Raw genomic sequence first — 17795 nt, 5'->3', positions numbered from 1 at the left:
GGAGAACCCCCCATGGCAGAGCTCACCCTTCCCGTCCTCACCGAGATGCTGCGCAAAGCCGCCGGCGAAGCCGAGGGCGACGCCCCCGACCTGAGCGGCGACATCATCGACGTGACGTTCGTCGACCTGGGCTACGACTCGCTCGCGCTCCTCGAACTCCTGGGCATGGTCGAACGCGAGTTCTCGATCGCGTTGTCCGACGACACCATCCAGGACGCCGAGACCCCGCGCATGTTCATGGACCTGGTCAACTCCGCGACGACCGCGGCCGCCTAGGAGATCGCGATGACGTCCGTAATCCCGCCGGACACGAGGACCCTCGACGCCCCCTCAGACCCCACAGCCCCCACAGCCCTTGCGGCCTCCTCGGCCCTCGACGAGCGCGGGCCCGCCGCCTCGGGCGCGGAGCTGTGGGCCGTCTGCCCCGCGTGCCGGTTCCCGGTGCACCGCGGACGCCGGGCCGCCAACCTCGACGTGTGCCCCGAATGCGGGGACCACGCGCGGCTCGGCGCACCCGAGCGGATCCGCCAGCTCATGGACCCCGACGCGTACACACTGCTCGACTTCCCGGTGCGGCACGCCGACCCGCTCGGGTTCACCGACTCGCTGCCCTACCCCGAGCGGCTGCGCCGGGCGCGCCGCGAAACCGGCCTCGACGAGGCCGTCCTCTGCGCGCAGGGCACCATCGGCGGCCACCCGGTGGTCGTCGCCGCGATGGACTTCCGCTTCATGGGGGGCAGCCTGGGCGGCGCCGTCGGCGAACTGATCGCCCTGACCGCCGAACGCGCGCTGCGCGACCGCACACCGCTGCTGATCGTGACCGCCTCCGGCGGCGCGCGCATGCAGGAAGGCGCGATCGCGCTGATGCAGATGGCCAAGACCGCCGAGGCGCTCGGGCGGCTCGACGAGGCCGGGATCCTGACCCTCTCGCTGGTGACCGACCCGACCTTCGGCGGCGTCGCGGCATCGTTCGCGACCCTGGCCGACGTCATCGTCGTCGAGTCCGGGGCACGGCTGGGATTCGCCGGCCCCCGCGTCATCGCGCAGACGATCCGCCAGACCCTCCCGGAGGGCTTCCAGACCGCCGAGTTCCTGCTGGCGAACGGCATGGTCGACCTCGTGCGCCGACGCGGCGAACTGCGCACCGTCCTCGCCCGGCTGCTGGCGGCGGGCTCCCCGCGGAGGGCCGCCGCCCACCGTCCGGGAGAGCCGTCCGCCGCGGACGCCACCGACCCGCGCATCCGCGAGCCGGAACGCCTGACCCCGCGCGACCCGTGGCACACCGTCCGCGCTGCCCGCGACCTCGGACGTCCCACGACACTCGACCATCTCGGCCGCCTCGTCGAGGACTTCGAGGAGCTGCGCGGCGACCGCCTGACCGGCGACTGCCCCGCGATCGTGGGCGGACCCGCGCTCTTCGAGGGGCGGCCGGTCATGGTCGTCGGCCACCAGAAAGGCCACACCCTGGCCGAACTCGCCGACCGCAACTACGGAATGGCGAACCCCGCCGGATACCGCAAGGCCGCCAGACTCATGCGCCTCGCCGCAAAACTGCGGATGCCGGTGCTCACGTTCGTCGACACCCCGGGTGCCTACCCGGGCGTGGCGGCGGAGGAGCGGGGGCAGTCCGTCGCCATCGCCGAGAACCTGCGCCTGATGGCCGGACTGCCGGTGCCCGTGGTCACCGTCGTCACCGGTGAGGGCGGCAGCGGCGGCGCGCTCGCGCTGGCCGTCGCCGACCGGGTGATGATCCTCGAGGACGCGGTGTACTCCGTCATCAGCCCCGAGGGCTGCGCCGCGATCCTGTGGCAGGACCCGGCGGCCGCCCGGACCGCCGCGGAGGCCCTGCGCCTGGACGCCGCGAACCTGCTGCGCCACGGCATCGTCGACGCGGTGGTGCCCGTCCCGCCGGGCGGCGCGCAAGCCGACCACGCCGAGGTGGCCCGGAACCTCCGGGGAGCCCTCGCGGCGGCGCTGCGCGAACTGGCCGCCGTGGACCCGGCGGGGCTCCCGGAATCGCGGCGCGAGCGGTTCCGCCGCTTCGGGCGCCCGGACGCCGGGCGCGACGCGAACGCCCGCGCCGTGCCGGTGCGCGCGACCGTCCTCGGAGGTGTGTCGTGACCGTTGCCGCCGCCGCAGTCGGCGGGGAAGCCCCGCCGGACGGCCCTCTCGGCGAGCCCCTGGCCGACCCCCTCGGCGGGCCGCTCGCCGACCCGTCGGCCGGGACCGGCCCCGTGGTCCCCGCGGGGGAGCTGACCGTCCTCATGGAGGCGGTACGGGACAGCGCGGCACGGCTGCTGTCCGGGTTGGCCCATCCGCCGACCGCGCTGCGGCTCCGTGTCGGCGCCGTCGAAATGGCGCTGGAATGGCAGCCCGGGAGCCCGGTGGCCGCGCCCGCCGCCGTCGCCGCGGTCGACACCGCCGCGGCAGGCGTCCTCGCCGGTGCCGCGCCCGCCGCCACGGCCGGTGCGCCCTCCGGGCCGGCGGGGGCGGCCGTGCCGCTCGCCCCGTCCGCACGGATCGACGCGCCGACCGTCGGCGTCTTCTACCACGCCCCGGAGCCCGGTGCGGCGCCGTTCGTCCGGGTGGGCGACGTGGTCGCGCCGGGCCGCCAGGTCGGCATCGTCGAGGTGATGAAGCTGATGATCCCGGTGGAGGCGGACCGGGCCGGGCGGATCACCGGCGTGCTGGTCGGCAACGGCGACCAGGTCGAGTACGGGGACCCGCTGTTCTCCCTCGAACCGGTCGCCTCGGACGGGCGGTGACGGCACCGTGTTCACGACCGTCCTGATCGCCAACCGGGGCGAGATCGCCGTACGGGTCGCCCGCGCCTGCAAGGAAATGGGCATGCGGGTGGTCGCGGTGCACTCGACCGACGACCGCGACTCGGCGGTCCTGCGCCTCGCCGACGAGGTCGTGCAGATCGGCCCCGCCGCCGCCCGCCGCAGCTACCTCAACATCCCCGCCGTCGTCGAGGCGGCGCTGCGGACCGGTGCCGACGCCGTGCACCCCGGGTACGGGTTCCTGTCCGAGAACCCGGACCTCGCCGAGGCGTGCGCGGCGCACGGCATCACCTTCGTCGGCCCGCCGCCCGACGTCATCGCCCGCCTGGGCGACAAGACCGCCGCCCGCGCGCTCATGGCCGAGGCCGGTCTGCCGCTCCTCCCGGGCAGCCTGCACGCGCTCGACACGGCCGAGGAAGCCCAGGCCGTGGTGGACGCCATCGGCTGCCCGGTCATCGTCAAGGCCGCGGCCGGCGGCGGCGGCCGCGGCATGACGGTGGTGACGCGCCCCGAGGACTTCGTGCGCGCCTACCACGAGACGCGGGCCCGTGCGCAGACGCTGTTCGGCGACGGCCGCGTGTACGTCGAGCGCTATCTGGAGTCGGCGCGGCACGTGGAGGTGCAGGTCCTCTGCGACACCCACGGCAACGCGATCCACCTGGGGGAGCGGGACTGCTCGGTGCAGCGGCGGCACCAGAAGCTCATCGAGGAGTCCCCCGCCCCCGGGCTGCCCGACGGCCTCGCCGCCCGTATGGGCGAGGCCGCGGTGCGCGGCGCCCGCGCGGCCGGATACGTGGGTGCCGGCACGTTCGAGTTCCTGGTCGCGCCCGACGGCACGTTCGTGTTCATGGAGGTGAACTGCCGTATCCAGGTGGAGCATCCGGTGACCGAGATGGTGACCGGGGTCGACCTGGTCCGCGAGCAGTTCCTGGTGGCGGCGGGGCGCCCGCTGACGCTCCGCCAGGAGGACGTGGTCTGCTCGGGCGCCGCGATCGAGTGCCGGATCAATGCGGAGGACGCCGCCCGCGGCTTCGCGCCGGCGCCCGGTGTGCTCGACGAATTCGTGCCCCCCGGCGGCCCGTTCGTCCGGGTCGACACGCACGGGTACACCGGCTACCGCATCCCGGCCTCCTACGACTCGCTGCTCGCCAAGCTCGTCGTGTGGGCCCCCGACCGCGACCAGGCGGTGGCCCGCATGCGGCGCGCCCTCGACGAGTTCCGCATCGCCGGGCCGGGCGTGCGCACGACGAGCGGCTTTCTGCGCACCGTGATCGAGCATCCGCTGTTCCTGCGCGCCAAGCACGACACCTCGCTGGTGTCCCACGTCCTGCCGGAGCCCGCAGCCCCCTCGCCCACCCCTTCCGCGAACGGAGACGCCTCATGACCGCACCCGTTTCCCCGCAGCCCGGCCAGTCCGACCAGCCCGACCGGCCCGGCCAGTCCGGTCGGTGCGCCCTGGTCACGGGCGCGACCAGCGGCATCGGCCTCGCCGTCGCCCGCACGCTGGGCGCCCTGGGCATGCGCGTCTTCATCACCGCGCGCACCGCCGACCACGTCGCCGAAACCGTCAAGGAGTTGGCCGACGCGGGCATCGACGCCGACGGCATCGCCGCGGACGTGCGCTCGCGCGAGGACGTGGCACGGCTGGTCGCGGCCGCCGTGGAACGCTTCGGCCCGGTCGGCGTGCTGGTGAACAACGCCGGCCGCAGCGGCGGCGGTCCGACCCACGAGATCCCCGACGAGGTCTGGTACGACGTCATCGACACCAACCTCAACAGCGTCTTCCTGCTGACCCGCGAGGTGCTGGCGCGCGGCGGGATGCGGGAGCTGCCCTCCGGCCGGATCGTCAACATCGCGTCGACGGGCGGCAAGCAGGGCGTCGTGCTGGGTGCGCCGTACTCCGCGTCGAAGCACGGCGTCGTCGGGTTCACCAAGGCGCTCGGCCTGGAGCTGGCGAAGTCCGGGATCACCGTGAACGCGGTCTGCCCCGGCTACGTCGAGACGCCGATGGCCGCCCACGTCCGCGACAACTACGCCGCCATCTGGAACACGACGCCCGAGGACGTCCTCGAGCGCTTCAACGCCAAGATCCCGCTCGGCCGGTACACGGACCCGGAGGAAGTCGCGGCGCTCGTCGGCTACCTGGCCGGCCCGATCGCGGCCTCGATCACCGCGCAGGCCCTCAACGTCTGCGGCGGCCTCGGCAACTACTGAGTCCGTCCCACCCGATGTCCGCCGACCCAAGGAAGGCACCGACGCCATGACCCGGACCATTCCCCAGCCCGCGGCCGGCCGCGGAACCCGTTCCGGCACCGCGCGGCACCGCATCGCCGTCGCCGCGCCCGCCCGCACCGTGTACGGCATCGTCGCCGACGTCGCGACGTGGCCGCGGATCTTCCCGCCGACCGTGCACGCCGAACGGGTGGACGGCGACGGCCGTACGGAACGGATACGGCTGTGGGCCACCGCAGGCGACACCGTCAAGACGTGGACGTCCCGGCGCGAACTCGACGACGAGGCGATGACCGCGGCGTTCCGCCAGGAAATCCCGCAGTCGCCGGTGGCCGCGATGAGCGGCACGTGGACGGTCACCCCGACCGGCGACACCAGCTGCGAGGTGGTCCTGGACCACGCGTTCACCGCGGACGGCGACGCGCCCGAAGCGCTGGCGTGGATCGAGCAGGCGGTGGACCGCAACAGCACCGCCGAACTGGAGGCGCTGCGGTCGACCGCGGAGGCCCCCGGCGCGCTGGACGAACTGCTGCTGACCTTCGAGGACGCGGTGTCCGTCGACGGGCCGCTCGCGGACGTGTACGACTTCGTGTGGCAGGCGCACGCGTGGCCGCAGCGGCTGCCGCACGTGTCGCGCGTGGACCTGGGCACCCCCGGACCCGACCTCCAGGTGCTGGAGATGGACACCAAGGCCAAGGACGGCTCACGGCACACGACGAAGTCCATCCGGGTGGGGTTCGCGCCGGGGCGCATCGTCTACAAGCAGCTCCGGGTGCCCGCGATGCTCACGGCGCACACGGGGGAGTGGGTGCTCACGGAAGCCGGCGATTCGGTCCGTGCGGTCTCGCGGCACACGATCGTGGTGCGGCGCGACGCGATTGCGGACGTGCTGGGCCCCGACGCGACGGTCGACGACGCGCTCGCGTACGCGCGTGCGGCGCTCGGCACCAACAGCCTGATCACCCTGCGCCACGCGAAGGAGTACGCGGAACACCACCGCCCGTCGGCCACGGGCTGACGGGCGGTTCCGGCGGGCCGCTGCTCTCCCTGCCTTCCCTGCTCCTCCTGTTCTCCTGCTCCTCCTGTTCTCCCTGCTGCGCCGCACGGCCGTCGGCCGCGCGGCGCAGCGGCGTCAGGCCAGGCAGGTGAGGGGGCGGCCCCCGTTCCACGCGACCATGTCCTCCAGCGCGGGCCCGAGAGGGACGGTGGCCCCTTCGGGCGCGCCGCGTTCCTCGGCGTAGGCGCGGTGCAGGTTGCCCACCAGGCGCTCCGGGTCCAGGAGTCCGGCGAAGTCGCCGAGCGCGGTGTCGAGCGCGGTCTGCAGCGGCGTCAGGCCCGCGTCGATCCCGGCGCGGGCCGTGGCGTGCAGCCAGTTCAGATATGCCTCGGTGGCGTCCAGGACTTCGGGCCCGCACACCGGGCCGTGCCCGCACACGACCGTGCGCGGACCCAGCGCGCGGAGCCGCGCGACGGCGCGCAGCGACCCGGCCACCGAGCCCATCAGCACGAAGGGCGTACAGCCGGACAGCAGGACGTCCCCGGCGAAAAGCACCCGCTCCTCCGGCAGCCAGGCCACCACGTCTCCGGTGGTGTGCGCGGGGCCGACATGGATCAGCTCGACGAGGATGTCGCCCACGTGCAGGGTGAGCCGGGTCGGGAACGTGACCGACGGCGGCACGATCGGGAATTCGCCCCACTCGGTGCCCGGCCACAGGTCGCGCAGCATGTGGCCGTTCGCCACGATCTCGGCGCGGGCGAGGTCGTGCCCGATGACGGTCGCCTCGGGCGCGAAGGCGAAGTTGCCGAAGGTGTGGTCGCCGTGCGCATGGGTGTTGATGAGCGTCCGGGGGCGCAGCGGGGTCACCGCGGCGAGGGCGTCGGCGAGGGCCAGCGCGCGCGCCCGGGTGGCCGCGGTGTCGATGACGGCGACCGCGTCCGGCCCGATCAGCGCGCCGGAGTTGCTGACGCACCAGCCCCCGTCCGGCTGGATGTAGGCGAGGACGCGGTCGGCGACCTCGGTGAGTTTCCCGCGTCCGGGTGCCGCGCGGTCGGCGGCGCGCGGGTCGCTGGTGGTCGGCAGGCTCATCGGGATGACTCCGTTTCCGCAGGTGGGCGCGCAGGTGGGCGCTGCCGCGCAGGCGTGCGCGGGCGGCGGGCCGTCGGCCGCGAAAGGCCGGCGGAGGACCGCACGGCCACCTTGCGGGGGGCGTCTGGAGTCGGGGACGAGCCCGGGTCAGGGGCTCGCGGTGCCGGCGCCCGGGTCGCGCGGGGCGTGGGCGGTGAGGAAGTCGTCGACCACGTGCCGCACGTACGCGGCGGTGAAGGAGCGGCCGGCGAGGAAGCGCCGGTAGACGAGCGGCCCGGCGAGCTGGTCGATCGCGCGTCCGACGTCGAGGCGTGCGTCGACTTCGCCGGCGGCCTTGGCCTGCCGCAGGATCTCCCGGAAGCCCCGTGAGCCCTCCTGGTACAGCGTTTCCTTCATCTCGGTGAACGCCGGGAGGTAGCCGGCCCGCTCGATGATGACGCGCAGCGCCCGCTCCATGCCGGGGTCGTGGAGTTGGAGCCGGAAGGCCTCCAGCTGGGCGATCAGGTCTTCGCGGAGGTCCCCGGTGGGGGCGATCCGGGTGATGGCGAGCTGCTCGGCGATGACGTCGCGGATGAGGTCGGCGGCCTCCGGCCAGTGCCGGTAGAGCGTGGTGCGGCCCACGCCGCTCCGGGCCGCGACGGAGGCGTGTGTCACCGCGTCCCAGCCTTCCGCGAAGAGGATTTCCCGCGCCGCGCCGAGGACGGCGGCGCGGCTGCGCACGACCCGGGGGTCCAGGGAAGCGGGCGCGGTGCCGGACGAAGAGCTGTTGCGGGGCATGGCGGTGATTCTCCCATCGCAGGTCGACCCGGTAAATGCGCGGGCACGCCGGACACGCGGGCCGGTGCCGCGGGATGTGTCCGCGCCGACGCGCGGAACTGTGGAACAACTTGCGCCGAAGTCAACTCCAGTACAGAATGTTCCACAAGCTGGTCTCCGAGCCCGTGCCTCGAATCCGCGTTCGGACGCGACCGGTTCGCCTCCGAACCCCCGCTCGCACGGCCCGCACGGCTCTCGCGCCCGACGCGGAGCCCTACCGCAGGAGCGACCACCGTGACCGACAGAACAACCGGGAAGACCGTCGAGGCTTCCGTCACCCATCCGAACGGCCGCGCCGGCGGCGGAACGGCGGCACCGCCGCCGACACCGGAACGGCGCAACAACGGCCTCGCCCTCGCGGTCATCGCGACGGCCCAGCTCATGGTCGTGCTCGACGTCTCGATCGTGAACGTCGCGCTGCCGTCCATGAAGGACTCGCTGGGCTTCTCGTGGGCGAACCTGGAATGGGTCGTCAACGCCTACACCCTCGCCTTCGGCGGGCTGCTGCTGCTCGGCGGCCGCGCCTGCGACCTGTACGGCCAGCGGCGCGTGTTCCTGTGGGGCATCTCGCTGCTCGCCGTCGCCTCGCTCCTCGGCGGCCTCGCGACGACCCAGGCTTGGCTGATCGCCGCCCGTGCCGCCCAGGGCGTCTGCGGGGCGATGGTCGCGCCGGCGGCACTGGCGCTGATCGCCACGATGTTCACCGAGGGCAAGGAACGCAACCGGGCGATGGGCGTGTACGCGGCCATGTCCGGGGCGGGCGGAGCGATCGGCAACCTCCTCGGCGGCGTCTTCACCGACGTGCTCAGCTGGCGCTGGGTGCTGTTCGTGAACGTGCCCATCGCGCTCGTCCTCGCCCTGCTCGGCCCCCGCGTGCTGCGCGAGAGCCGCACCCGCAAGGAGCCGCTCGACCTGCCGGGCGCGCTCACCGCCACCGCGGGCGCCACCCTGCTCGTCTACGGCCTGGTGAACGCCGCCACGCACGACTGGGGCGACGCGCTCACCATGGGGCCGATCGTCGGCGGCCTCGTCCTGCTGGCCCTCTTCGTCGTGGTCGAGGCCCGCAGTTCCGACCCGCTGATGCCGCTGAGCATCTTCTCCAACCGCAACCGCACCGGCTCGTACATCATCATGTTCGCCATCGGCGCGGTGCTGTTCGCGATGTTCTACTTCCTCACGCTGTTCATGCAGCAGGTCGCCGGGTACAGCCCGCTGAAGACCGGTCTGGCGTTCCTGCCCTTCGCGGTGATCGTCATGGTCCTCGCCGGCGTGGCCGGGCAGCTCGTCGGGAAGATCGGCCCGAAACCGCTGCTCATGACCGGCACCCTGCTCGCCGCGGGCGCGCTGTTCTGGTTCTCCCGACTGTCCGCGGAGGACGGCTACACGGCGCAGCTGCTCGGCCCGCTGCTCCTCATCGGGGCGGGCGTGGCGATCTGCTTCGTGCCGCTGACGCTGGCGGCCGTCGCAGGGGTGCACGACCACGAGGCGGGCATCTCCTCGGCGGTGCTCAACACCGGCCAGCAGGTGGGCGGTTCGCTCGGCCTGGCGGTGCTCGGCACGGTTGCCGCGCACCTCACCCGGGACCGGGTGGCCGACCTCGGCGCGGCGGCGGACCCGCACAGTGTCGGCGCCGCGTACGCCGACGGGTACGCCCGGGCCTTCGGAATAGCGGGCTTCGTGATGATCGCGGCGTTCCTCGTCGCGGCCCTGGTGATCCGTGTCCGCAAGGACGAGATCGACCCGGAGATGGCAGGCGCCGCCATCTGAGCCGCGCGCCCGGGCGCGCGGCGGCATGCGTCCGGGCCGCGGGCCCGGTCCGGTGGCGGCCGGACCGGGCCCGTGCGCCGCCGGCGGGGGAGCAGCCTTGCCCACTGCAGTCCTCCTGATCTCTCCTGCCGAAACCACCGAACGGATCCACCATGCACGACACGGACCCGGCACCGGGCCGGACCGCGCGCACGACCACCGGGCGCGTCCTCCTCACCGTCACCGGGCTCACCACGATGTGCGGCGCGTACATCGCGGACTGGAACGACACCCACGTGTTCAACCCCGACTGGCCGCCGCACGCGAAGTTCCACAACGGGCAGACCATGAGCACCGGCCTCGCCTTGGGCGCGGCCACGCTGTACTTCGTGTGGGGCCGCCGGCCCTGGACCTACGGGACGCTGCAACTGGCCACGGCGTGCGCCTCGGCGTACTGGATCACCCAGATGTCGTCGATCCTGTACCCGGGCACCGCCTTCACCGACCCGGGGTGCAGCCGCAAGGCCGGGCAGCCGGTCATGGCCGGCGTGACGCTCGCGCTGAACGCGGCGGCGTTCGTCGCCGAGAAGCGCCGCCTGCGCGGGGCACGCACAGGAGCCTGACACGGCAAACGGGTGCCGCCGCCCGCGTGGCGGCGGCACCCGTCCCGGTGCCGGGAATCACCGGAATTCGTGGAGGTTCTCGCAGACCCAGCGGGTGAAGGTGCGCGCCGGGCGCCCGAGCACCCGCTCGACGCCGGGGAGGACGTGTGCGCGCAGGTCGTCGCCGCCGGCGAGCACGTCGGCGAGAGCGGCGAGCACCCCGTCCACGGTCTCGGCCGAGTACTTGGCCAGCATCTTCTGCCGGTGCACGGCCAACGGGACGCTCTCGAAGCGGATGTCGCGGCCCAGCACGCCGGCCAGGACGGCGGCCTGCGCCCGCGGCGTCAGGCTCTCGGGGCCGCTCAGCGCGACGGTCTCGCCGACCAGGCCGTCGTCCGTCAGCGCGCGGACGGCGACTTCCGCGATGTCCTCCGGGTGCACGACCGCCTCCGGCATGTCCGCGACCGGGCCGCGCGCGACACCTTCGGCCCGCACCGAGTCCGCCCACGAGAGCGCGTTGCTCATGAACCCGCCCGGACGCAGGACCGTCCACTCCATCCCCGACGCGCACAGCGCCTCCTCGGCCTCGCGGTGCCAGCGCGCCAAGGGATTGTCCTGCCGGTCGGCGACCTCTTCGACGCCGAGCGAGGACAGTTGGACGATCCGCACCACGCCCGCCTTGCGTGCGGCGGCCACGACGCGCGTGTCGTGCGTCGCCTTGTGGTGGCCCAACGACATCAGGAACACCCGGTCCACGCCGTCGAGGGCCTCGTCGAGCCCGCTCGGCACGTCGAGGTCGCAGGCGGCGACGGACACGTCGCCGGGGAACGCGGCACGCGCCGGATCGCGCGTCACCGCCCGCACGTGGCGGCCTTCTTCGCGCAGACGCCGCAGGACGCGGCCGCCCACCGTGCCGGTGGCCCCGGTGACCAGGATCATGACCGCTCCTCGGCGTCGGCGCCCGGCAGCCGGTGCAGGATCGTCCGCAGCGCCGTCTCCAGCGCGTGCGCCGCGGCCGGGTCGTCGGCCGCGCCGTCCGGTGCCCGCCAGCCGACGAAGCGGTCGGGCCGGACGAGCACCGCGCCGCCCGCGGCGATCCCGTGGACCTTCGCCCACTGGCCGGCCGGGTCGACCAGGCCGGCGCTGCCGCACGGGTCGAACTCGCCGGCGGGACCGCCGATCCGCTGCACGTCGACGGCGACGCCGAGCCGGTCGGACACCGACCGCGCGGCGCGCTCCCAGCGTCCCGAGCCGTCGTCCGCGCCCGTGAGCAGCACGAAGCCGCGGCCGAACAGCGCGGTGGTGGACGTCGGAAGGCCGTCGTGCTCCAAGACCACGTACGGCGCCCGCGATCCCGGGCGCCCGGTCGGTGCGGTCGGGTCCTCCAGCAGTTCCCCGGCGTCGCCCGGCTCGCGGACGACCGCGCCGGCGTGCGCGCAGCGGTATCCGAACACCTGCGTCACCGGGTCGATCAGCTCGGCGATGTCGTCGTTTCCGTCGGCCAGTTCGGGCGCCATCCGGACGACCGTGTTGGTGAACTGCTGCTCGGCGATCATGTCGGACACCGGGCGGCGCTCCGCGTCGTGGCTGTCCAACAGCCCCGGGCCCGCCAGGCCGCGCACAACCAGCGCGAGCTTCCACGCCAGGTAGAACCCGTCCATGACCGCGGTGTTGCCGCCGAGCCCGCCCGGTGCCGGAACGACGCGGGCGGCATCGCCGATCAGATGGACGCGGCCGCGCGAGAACCCGTTCGCCACGTAGGCGAGCAACGGTGTCTCGCCGACCTCGGTGACGGTCAACTCCAGGTCTGGCAGGCCGAGTCCGGTACGCACCAGATCGGCGAACCAGCCCGGCGGCATCGTCTCGGGCCGGAGCGGCTCCGGGGTCAGCGTGCCGATGAAGCCGTAGCGGCCCGGCAGGTCGATGTTGTAGAAGATCGACGGAAACGGCTGCGTCAGGTGCCACAGCGCGAACTTGCGGGCGTCGGCGACCCCGTCGACGTGCGCGAGGACGTCGTGCAGGTCGGCGTCGAAGAAGACCCGCACCAGATGCCCGAGCGTGCCCCGGCTGTGCGTGCCGACCCCCAGGGCTTCGCGGATCGGGCTGCGCCACCCGTCCGCGGCGACCAGGTAGTCGGCGCGGACCGTGCGCTGCGCGCCCGTGCCGGCATCGCGCAGGACCGCCGTCACGCCGTCCGCGTCCTGCTCGAACGCGACCAGCTCGGTCGAGAAGCAGACCCGCGCGCCCAGGCCCACGGCGCGCTCGGCGAGGATCGCCTCCGTCCGCTCCTGACTGGCCATCGCCCACGCCTCCGGGGAGACGTGCAGCATCTGCATCTGGCCGTCCGTGTTGATGTCCAGCGTCACGGCACCGGTCAGGGACTCGGCGACCGCCATGTAGAAATCGCCCGTTCCACCGGGCGACGCCGACAGGATCTCGTCGGCCACACCGGCGATCCGCAGCGCCTCCATGGTGTGCGGGTACTGCCCGCGCGCCTTCGGCACCGTGCTCGTGGTCGGGTGCTTCTCCACCAGCATCGGCGGCGCGCCGTGCAGGCCGAGGAACACCGCGGCGGACAGCCCGGCCAGGCCGCCGCCGATGATGAGGACAGGGACTCGTTCGTCGTACACGTCGCTCCCAAGGAGGTCGCCGGCGGTCAGGGGGGCGTCCCGGCGCGGCCCGCGCCGGAACAGGCCGGACCGCGGAAGGGGCCGGGCCCACCCCAGGCTCGCCGCGGCGGCTCGCGGACCCGTCGCAGGCGGGTCGACGACGGATCGAGGCCGCCCGTGGGGGCTGATTTCGGGGCGGGCACGGCCGTGCTCGACCGGCGCTCCAGCGCGCCTTCAGCGGACGGCGCGACGGTGGGCTGCGAACCCGTCCGCCGCACGCCACCGCCGGGAGGCACCGTGATCGCGTTCGTCAACCGACTCGAACTGACTGGATCCGCCGAGGAGTTGGAGCGCATCTACGCGCACGCCGCGGCGTTCATGGAGACGCAGCCCGGCTTCCTCCGGTACGCGTTCGTGCGCTCTCGGAAGGACCCGTCCGTCTACTTCAACATCGCCGAGTGGGTCGACCACGAGTCGCTCGCGAACGCCATGGCCCACCCGGAGTTCCACGCCCGGCTGGAGCCCATGTTCACGCTCATGAAGGGCGACCCGCACACCGGCGACGTGGTCAGCGCGAGTTTCCCGCTCCCCGCGTGACGCGGTGCGCCGCCGCTTTCCGCTCCGCGGCCCGCCCGCCTTGTCGCCCCGCACACCTCCGGCGGAACCCCCGCACGATCAGCGAGGAGATGCACCTATGACCGCACAGACAGAGGCCGCCGGCCCCGTCACCGCGGAGATGTACGCGGAGATCAACGCCTTCTACGCCCGTCACATGCGCCACCTCGACGACGGCCGCACCGACGCCTGGACGGCGGGATTCACCGAGGACGGGGTCTTCGCGCAGAACGTCGTCCCCGAGCCGTGCCGCGGCCGGACCGCGATCGCCGAACTGGGCCGCGCCGCCCTGGCCGGCCTCGCCGAACGGGGCCTGGTGCGCCGGCACTGGTTCGGCATGGTCGACGCCGAGCAGCGCGCGGACGGCACCGTCCACACCATGTACTACGCGCTCGTCTTCGAGACGCCGCGCGGCGGGAAAGGCGTCTTCCACCTCAGCTGCACCGGCGCGGACATCCTCGTCCGCCGCGACGGCGAATGGCTCGTGCAGGACCGCCTCGTCGTCCACGACGCGACCGACTGAGCCACCCCGCCTCCGGCCCGACGACGCGGCCGGCCGACCACGACCCGCCCCACCGCGGACAGGAGTACCGCCATGCCGAAGAGCACGGAACTGACGGCCGACCGGGTCGCCGCAGCGTACGACGCCCTGATGTCCCTGGACCGGGACCGCGCCCTGGAGTACTGGACGGAGGACGTCCGCTTCCAGATGCCCGGCAACCACCACCAGGCCGGCTGGCACGAGGGCCTGGACGCCTACCTCGCGTCCACCGCCAAGCTGATAGAGGCGTGCGGCGGCGTCATGAAGTCCGAGACGCTGGACGTGCTCGTCGACGCCGGCAAGGGCATCACACTCGACGTCTACCGCATCAGCGGCAAGCGGGGCCACGCCCCGGAGGGGGTGTCCTCGCCCTACGACTTCCTGGCCATCGAAGGCGCCCACCTGCTGCGCTGGCGGGACGGCCGCGTGTACGAGGGCCGCGGCGGCCTCTTCGGCGACGGCGCCACCCGGGCGAACCTGTGGTGGTCCCCGGTGGGCGACGACGGGCGGCGCACGGGCATCTGAGGCGGCCTCCCCACTCGTCCGAGAAGACCGCAGCCGGGGGAGGGGCGGTCGTGTGCCGGGCCGGGGTTGCGTGCCGAAGGCCGCTGGGAGCGGCATCGGAACGCGCTGCCTTGCCCGGCGCCGACCGCCCTGACCCCTGCCGACCGGAAGGAATCCCCATGCCCGGCACCCCCGACAGGTCCGACACGTCTGATGCCTTCGATGCCTCCGTTGCCGTTCCCCGCCCCGACGACGCCCTGCTCGGCAGCCGGGTCGTCGTGACCGGGGGCGGCACCGGGATCGGCCGGGCCGCGGCGCACGCGTTCGCCGCCGCGGGCGCCCGCGTCCTGGTCGTCGGACGCACCGCGGCCACGCTGGCGGAGACCGCCCGCGAGCATCCGCGGGTGCACTGCCTCGCCGCCGACGTCGGAGCCCCCGAGGCTCCGGCGGCGATCGTCGAGACCGCCCTCGACCTCCTCGGCGGCATCGACATCCTGGTCAACAACGCCGCGCAGGTACGGATCGCCCCCCTCGGCGCGATCGACGTGCGCGAGGCGCAGGCCCAGGTGGCCACCAACCTGCTCGCCCCGCTGTTCCTCACCCAAGCCGCGCTGCCGCACCTCGCCGATGCCAAGGGCGCGGTGGTGAACGTCTCCACCGCGGGCGCGGGCCGCGGCTGGCCCGGCCAGTCCGTCTACGGCGCGGCCAAAGCGGGCCTGGACTTCCTCACCCGCACCTGGGCCCTCGAACTCGCCCCCCGGGGCATCCGGGTCGTCGCGGTCTCCCCGGGGCCGGTGGACACTCCGATCATCGAGAGCGCGGGCCTGACACCGGAACAGATCACCCAACTCCGCGAACGCCAGCGCCAACGCGTCCCCCTCGGCCGCATCGGCCGCCCGGAGGAAGTCGCCTGGTGGATCGTCAACGTGTGCCGCCCGGAGGCATCCTTCACCACGGGCCTGAACATCCCCGTCGACGGCGGCGCCTCCGTCATCTTCTGACCCGCCGCCGCGAAGTGACCCGCGAGGCCGAGTGATCCGTACGCTGGTCACCGTGGACACTCCGCTGCTGCACGAGCGTTTCCCCTCCCACGATCCGGACGCGCCGTTCTTCCGGCACGTCCCGCTCGGCGACCGGCCGACGCCGGTCGCCCGGCTGGCCCCCGGACTCGCCGACGGCCCGGCCGACGTGTGGGTCAAGGACGAGAGCGTGTTCGGCGACCTCTGGGGCGGCAACAAGATCCGCAAGCTCGAGTGGATCATCGCCGACGCGCAGGCACGGCGCTCGCCGACGATCCTCACCTTCGGCGCGCTGGGCACCAACCACGGGCTGGCCACCGCGCGGTTCGCGCAGGCGCACGGCGTGCGGGTCGCGCTCGCGCTCGTCGACCAGCCGGTGGACGACCACGTGCGCGCGCAGCTCGCACGTCTTGAGGCGTCCGGTGCGACGATCCACCGCACGCGGACCAAGCGGCGCACCTACCTGCTCGCGCCCTGGCTGATCCTGCGCCACGGCCGGTTCGCCGGCGGCCGGTTCCGGCCCGCGTACGTGCTGCCGACCGGTGGCTCGTCACCCGTCGGCATGCTCGGGTACGTCGAATGCGGCCTGGAGATCGCCGCCCAGGTCCGGGCCGGCGACCTGCCGGAGCCGTCGCACGTGGTTCTCCCGGTCGGCAGCGGCGGCACGGCGGCCGGACTCGCCCTCGGCCTGCGCCTCGCCGGGCTCCGCACCCGCGTCACGGGCGTCGTCGTCAACGACCAACTGCCACTTGACGCAGCCCACATCACCGCGATGGCCAACAAGACGGCACGGCTGCTGCGCAAGCGCACCGGCGACCTCCGCATCGCCGGCCTGTGCCCGGAGGACGTCACGATGACCCGCGACTGGCTGGGCGCCGGCTACGGCCACCCGACCCCCGAGGCCGACCGCATCATCGAAGACTCCCGCGCCGCCGGCGGCCCCGACCTCGAACCGGTCTACACCGCAAAGGCTTTGGCCGCCGTCCGCGCCCTGAACAACCGAGGCGACCTGGGCAACGGCACGGTGCTGTACCTCCACACCTACGGGCCTCGCTGAACCCTGGCCGCCGCCGAGGACCGGCCGACGCCAGGTCAGTGGTTCAGCCCCTGGTCCAGCGCCTTGTCGACGCCGCCGTCGCGGCGGTACACCGTGAGGCCTCCGCCGGGGTTGGTCAGGCGCCCGCGAGGATCCCATCCGCGGTCCAACCGGGCGTAGCTCTCGGCCATCCGCCGGACGCTGGGAATCGCCGCGGCGATATGGGCCAGTGGGGTCGGCAACGGCGACGCCGGGACGCGTTCCCCGCGGTGCCGAGAGCCGATCCCACGGGACCGGCCCGGCGGGGTGAGTGATGCCGAAGCGCCCCGCCGGCCGGACTGGGGGCCTTCCCGGTTCGCCGCCACGTGCGCCGGAACCGTGAGGCCGAGCTTGCTTCCCGGCGTCGCATGGACGTAGGCCTTCGCGGCGTCCGCGTCCAAGCCCGCGTTGACGAGGCCGTCCCTGATGCGGTTCACGTACGCCGCGTTCGGCTTGTTGTGCACGACCTCGTCGGCGCGGAACGGGGCGGTGAACGTGAGCAGCGGCTCGCCGTCGATGTTGCCGAGATGGAACACCGTGCCGTACGCCCCCGGGGAGACCTGCACGGCGCCCTGCTCGACGATCCGGTCGATATCGACGCGGAGGGGTTCCCCCGCGTCGAGTTCCTGCGTCACCACGTCGGCGAACTGCTGTTCGGACAGCGGGTAGGTGCGCATGATGGTCTCGTGCCCCTGACCGTCCGCCAGGTCGACGAAGGCGACGCCCTTTCCTTCCCAGCGCTGGGAGTTCCCGGCGGTGAACAGAAGTCCGGGCACTTGCACGAGTTGGCTGCGGTCCAAGTCGATCGGTGTGCGGTCGCTGCTTCCCCGCTCCACGATGTCCGTTCCCGGGACCGGTCCGCCCAGGACGTACGGCTTGAAGCGCCGGTCGTCCATGTTGGAGCCGTAACTGGCGTAGTGGACCGTCATCTGGCCGCCTCCCGTATCACCACGCGGCGTTCCTTCGATCGGACCGATCGCGTCCAAGGCTGCCAGACGCTTCAGCCCGCCCCGGGGTTTGTCCGTTTCCCGCGGTAACACGGACGACCGCAAGGCACGCCGGCGCGGATGTCAGGTGCCCGGGACGTACTCCAGGCCGAAGCGCCGCTTCTCGGCGGCTGACAGGCCAGGTGACGGGGTAAGGCCGACGCTTTTGTTGGCCCTGTCC

18 protein-coding genes are annotated in these 17795 nt (G+C 73.5%); 13 read left to right on the top strand and 5 right to left on the bottom strand.

The window, feature by feature from the left end; all coding sequences use genetic code 11:
- Positions 1-12: 12 nt before the first annotated feature.
- Genes ABEA93_RS31430 through ABEA93_RS31405 form a run of 6 tightly spaced genes read left to right on the top strand, consistent with a single transcriptional unit; the run spans position 13 to position 6033 of the window.
- The gene (locus tag ABEA93_RS31430; RefSeq protein ID WP_345679256.1) at positions 13-276 is read left to right on the top strand and encodes an acyl carrier protein; all 264 of its coding nucleotides are present in this window, start codon (positions 13-15) and stop codon (positions 274-276) included.
- Between the two features lie 9 nt (positions 277-285).
- Entirely contained in the window at positions 286-2121 is a 1836-nt protein-coding gene (gene accA, locus ABEA93_RS31425; RefSeq protein ID WP_345679255.1) for an acetyl-CoA carboxylase carboxyl transferase subunit alpha, read from the top strand.
- Positions 2118-2765 (top strand): acetyl-CoA carboxylase biotin carboxyl carrier protein, encoded by a 648-nt coding sequence (locus tag ABEA93_RS31420; protein ID WP_345679254.1) that lies wholly within the window; start codon positions 2118-2120, stop codon positions 2763-2765. The genes accA and ABEA93_RS31420 overlap by 4 nt, the downstream gene beginning before the upstream one ends.
- A gap of 7 nt (positions 2766-2772) precedes the next feature.
- Entirely contained in the window at positions 2773-4167 is a 1395-nt protein-coding gene (locus ABEA93_RS31415; protein ID WP_345679253.1) for an acetyl-CoA carboxylase biotin carboxylase subunit, read from the top strand.
- A complete protein-coding gene (locus ABEA93_RS31410) occupies positions 4164-4997 on the top strand; it encodes an SDR family NAD(P)-dependent oxidoreductase (protein WP_345679252.1) in 834 nt (277 codons plus the stop codon). The genes ABEA93_RS31415 and ABEA93_RS31410 overlap by 4 nt, the downstream gene beginning before the upstream one ends.
- Positions 4998-5043: 46 nt before the next feature.
- Entirely contained in the window at positions 5044-6033 is a 990-nt protein-coding gene (locus ABEA93_RS31405) for an aromatase/cyclase (RefSeq protein WP_345679251.1), read from the top strand.
- A 114-nt stretch (positions 6034-6147) separates the two neighbouring features.
- Here the strand turns inward: ABEA93_RS31405 and ABEA93_RS31400 are convergent, their stop codons facing one another.
- Positions 6148-7101: an MBL fold metallo-hydrolase gene (locus ABEA93_RS31400; RefSeq protein WP_345679250.1), complete on the bottom strand. Its 954-nt coding sequence runs from the start codon at positions 7099-7101 to the stop codon at positions 6148-6150.
- A 147-nt stretch (positions 7102-7248) separates the two neighbouring features.
- Positions 7249-7878, bottom strand: coding sequence for a TetR/AcrR family transcriptional regulator (locus ABEA93_RS31395; protein WP_345679249.1), 630 nt, complete (start codon positions 7876-7878; stop codon positions 7249-7251).
- A gap of 273 nt (positions 7879-8151) precedes the next feature.
- Between ABEA93_RS31395 and ABEA93_RS31390 the strand changes: the two genes are divergently transcribed.
- A complete protein-coding gene (locus ABEA93_RS31390; protein WP_345679248.1) occupies positions 8152-9684 on the top strand; it encodes an MFS transporter in 1533 nt (510 codons plus the stop codon).
- 152 nt (positions 9685-9836) lie between these two features.
- Complete coding sequence (locus ABEA93_RS31385) at positions 9837-10286, top strand: DUF6640 family protein (protein ID WP_345679247.1); 450 nt, start codon at positions 9837-9839, stop codon at positions 10284-10286.
- Positions 10287-10343: 57 nt separating this feature from the next.
- Here the strand turns inward: ABEA93_RS31385 and ABEA93_RS31380 are convergent, their stop codons facing one another.
- Together ABEA93_RS31380 and ABEA93_RS31375 are read right to left on the bottom strand one after the other, a co-directional pair.
- The gene (locus ABEA93_RS31380; RefSeq protein WP_345679246.1) at positions 10344-11204 is read right to left on the bottom strand and encodes an NAD(P)H-binding protein; all 861 of its coding nucleotides are present in this window, start codon (positions 11202-11204) and stop codon (positions 10344-10346) included.
- The gene (locus ABEA93_RS31375) at positions 11201-12895 is read right to left on the bottom strand and encodes an FAD-dependent monooxygenase (protein ID WP_345679245.1); all 1695 of its coding nucleotides are present in this window, start codon (positions 12893-12895) and stop codon (positions 11201-11203) included. Before ABEA93_RS31375 ends, ABEA93_RS31380 begins: the two co-directional genes overlap by 4 nt.
- A 276-nt stretch (positions 12896-13171) precedes the next feature.
- On the opposite strand from ABEA93_RS31375, the gene ABEA93_RS31370 reads away from it, so the two are divergent.
- The 5 genes from ABEA93_RS31370 to ABEA93_RS31350 all read left to right on the top strand — a co-directional run bounded on the left by ABEA93_RS31370 (position 13172) and on the right by ABEA93_RS31350 (position 16610).
- Complete coding sequence (locus ABEA93_RS31370; protein ID WP_345679244.1) at positions 13172-13471, top strand: antibiotic biosynthesis monooxygenase family protein; 300 nt, start codon at positions 13172-13174, stop codon at positions 13469-13471.
- A gap of 97 nt (positions 13472-13568) precedes the next feature.
- Positions 13569-14012, top strand: coding sequence for a nuclear transport factor 2 family protein (locus tag ABEA93_RS31365; protein WP_345679243.1), 444 nt, complete (start codon positions 13569-13571; stop codon positions 14010-14012).
- A 72-nt stretch (positions 14013-14084) separates the two neighbouring features.
- Positions 14085-14555, top strand: coding sequence for a nuclear transport factor 2 family protein (locus tag ABEA93_RS31360; protein WP_345679242.1), 471 nt, complete (start codon positions 14085-14087; stop codon positions 14553-14555).
- Positions 14556-14713: 158 nt separating this feature from the next.
- Positions 14714-15535: an SDR family NAD(P)-dependent oxidoreductase gene (locus tag ABEA93_RS31355; RefSeq protein ID WP_345679241.1), complete on the top strand. Its 822-nt coding sequence runs from the start codon at positions 14714-14716 to the stop codon at positions 15533-15535.
- A 52-nt stretch (positions 15536-15587) separates the two neighbouring features.
- A complete protein-coding gene (locus ABEA93_RS31350) occupies positions 15588-16610 on the top strand; it encodes a 1-aminocyclopropane-1-carboxylate deaminase/D-cysteine desulfhydrase (protein ID WP_345679240.1) in 1023 nt (340 codons plus the stop codon).
- A gap of 35 nt (positions 16611-16645) precedes the next feature.
- On the opposite strand, the gene ABEA93_RS31345 is transcribed toward ABEA93_RS31350, so the two are convergent.
- Positions 16646-17557: a hypothetical protein gene (locus ABEA93_RS31345; RefSeq protein ID WP_345679239.1), complete on the bottom strand. Its 912-nt coding sequence runs from the start codon at positions 17555-17557 to the stop codon at positions 16646-16648.
- Positions 17558-17795: the final 238 nt, after the last annotated feature.

The sequence above is a fragment of the Yinghuangia aomiensis genome (genome assembly GCF_039542225.1).
GTDB lineage: Bacteria > Actinomycetota > Actinomycetes > Streptomycetales > Streptomycetaceae > Yinghuangia > Yinghuangia aomiensis.
Note: the sequence above shows the minus strand (reverse complement) of the source record. Positions and strands in the feature narration are given on the sequence as shown.

Excerpts from the sequence above, each read along its gene's own strand:
- ABEA93_RS31430 (WP_345679256.1), top strand. The coding sequence starts at position 13 with ATGGCAGAGCTCACCCTTCCCGTCCTCACCGAGATGCTGCGCAAAGCC.
- accA (WP_345679255.1), top strand. The coding sequence starts at position 286 with ATGACGTCCGTAATCCCGCCGGACACGAGGACCCTCGACGCCCCCTCA.
- ABEA93_RS31410 (WP_345679252.1), top strand. The coding sequence starts at position 4,164 with ATGACCGCACCCGTTTCCCCGCAGCCCGGCCAGTCCGACCAGCCCGAC.
- ABEA93_RS31405 (WP_345679251.1), top strand. The coding sequence starts at position 5,044 with ATGACCCGGACCATTCCCCAGCCCGCGGCCGGCCGCGGAACCCGTTCC.
- ABEA93_RS31400 (WP_345679250.1), bottom strand. The coding sequence starts at position 7,101 with ATGAGCCTGCCGACCACCAGCGACCCGCGCGCCGCCGACCGCGCGGCA.
- ABEA93_RS31395 (WP_345679249.1), bottom strand. The coding sequence starts at position 7,878 with ATGCCCCGCAACAGCTCTTCGTCCGGCACCGCGCCCGCTTCCCTGGAC.
- ABEA93_RS31385 (WP_345679247.1), top strand. The coding sequence starts at position 9,837 with ATGCACGACACGGACCCGGCACCGGGCCGGACCGCGCGCACGACCACC.
- ABEA93_RS31380 (WP_345679246.1), bottom strand. The coding sequence starts at position 11,204 with ATGATCCTGGTCACCGGGGCCACCGGCACGGTGGGCGGCCGCGTCCTG.
- ABEA93_RS31365 (WP_345679243.1), top strand. The coding sequence starts at position 13,569 with ATGACCGCACAGACAGAGGCCGCCGGCCCCGTCACCGCGGAGATGTAC.
- ABEA93_RS31360 (WP_345679242.1), top strand. The coding sequence starts at position 14,085 with ATGCCGAAGAGCACGGAACTGACGGCCGACCGGGTCGCCGCAGCGTAC.
- ABEA93_RS31355 (WP_345679241.1), top strand. The coding sequence starts at position 14,714 with ATGCCCGGCACCCCCGACAGGTCCGACACGTCTGATGCCTTCGATGCC.
- ABEA93_RS31345 (WP_345679239.1), bottom strand. The coding sequence starts at position 17,557 with ATGACGGTCCACTACGCCAGTTACGGCTCCAACATGGACGACCGGCGC.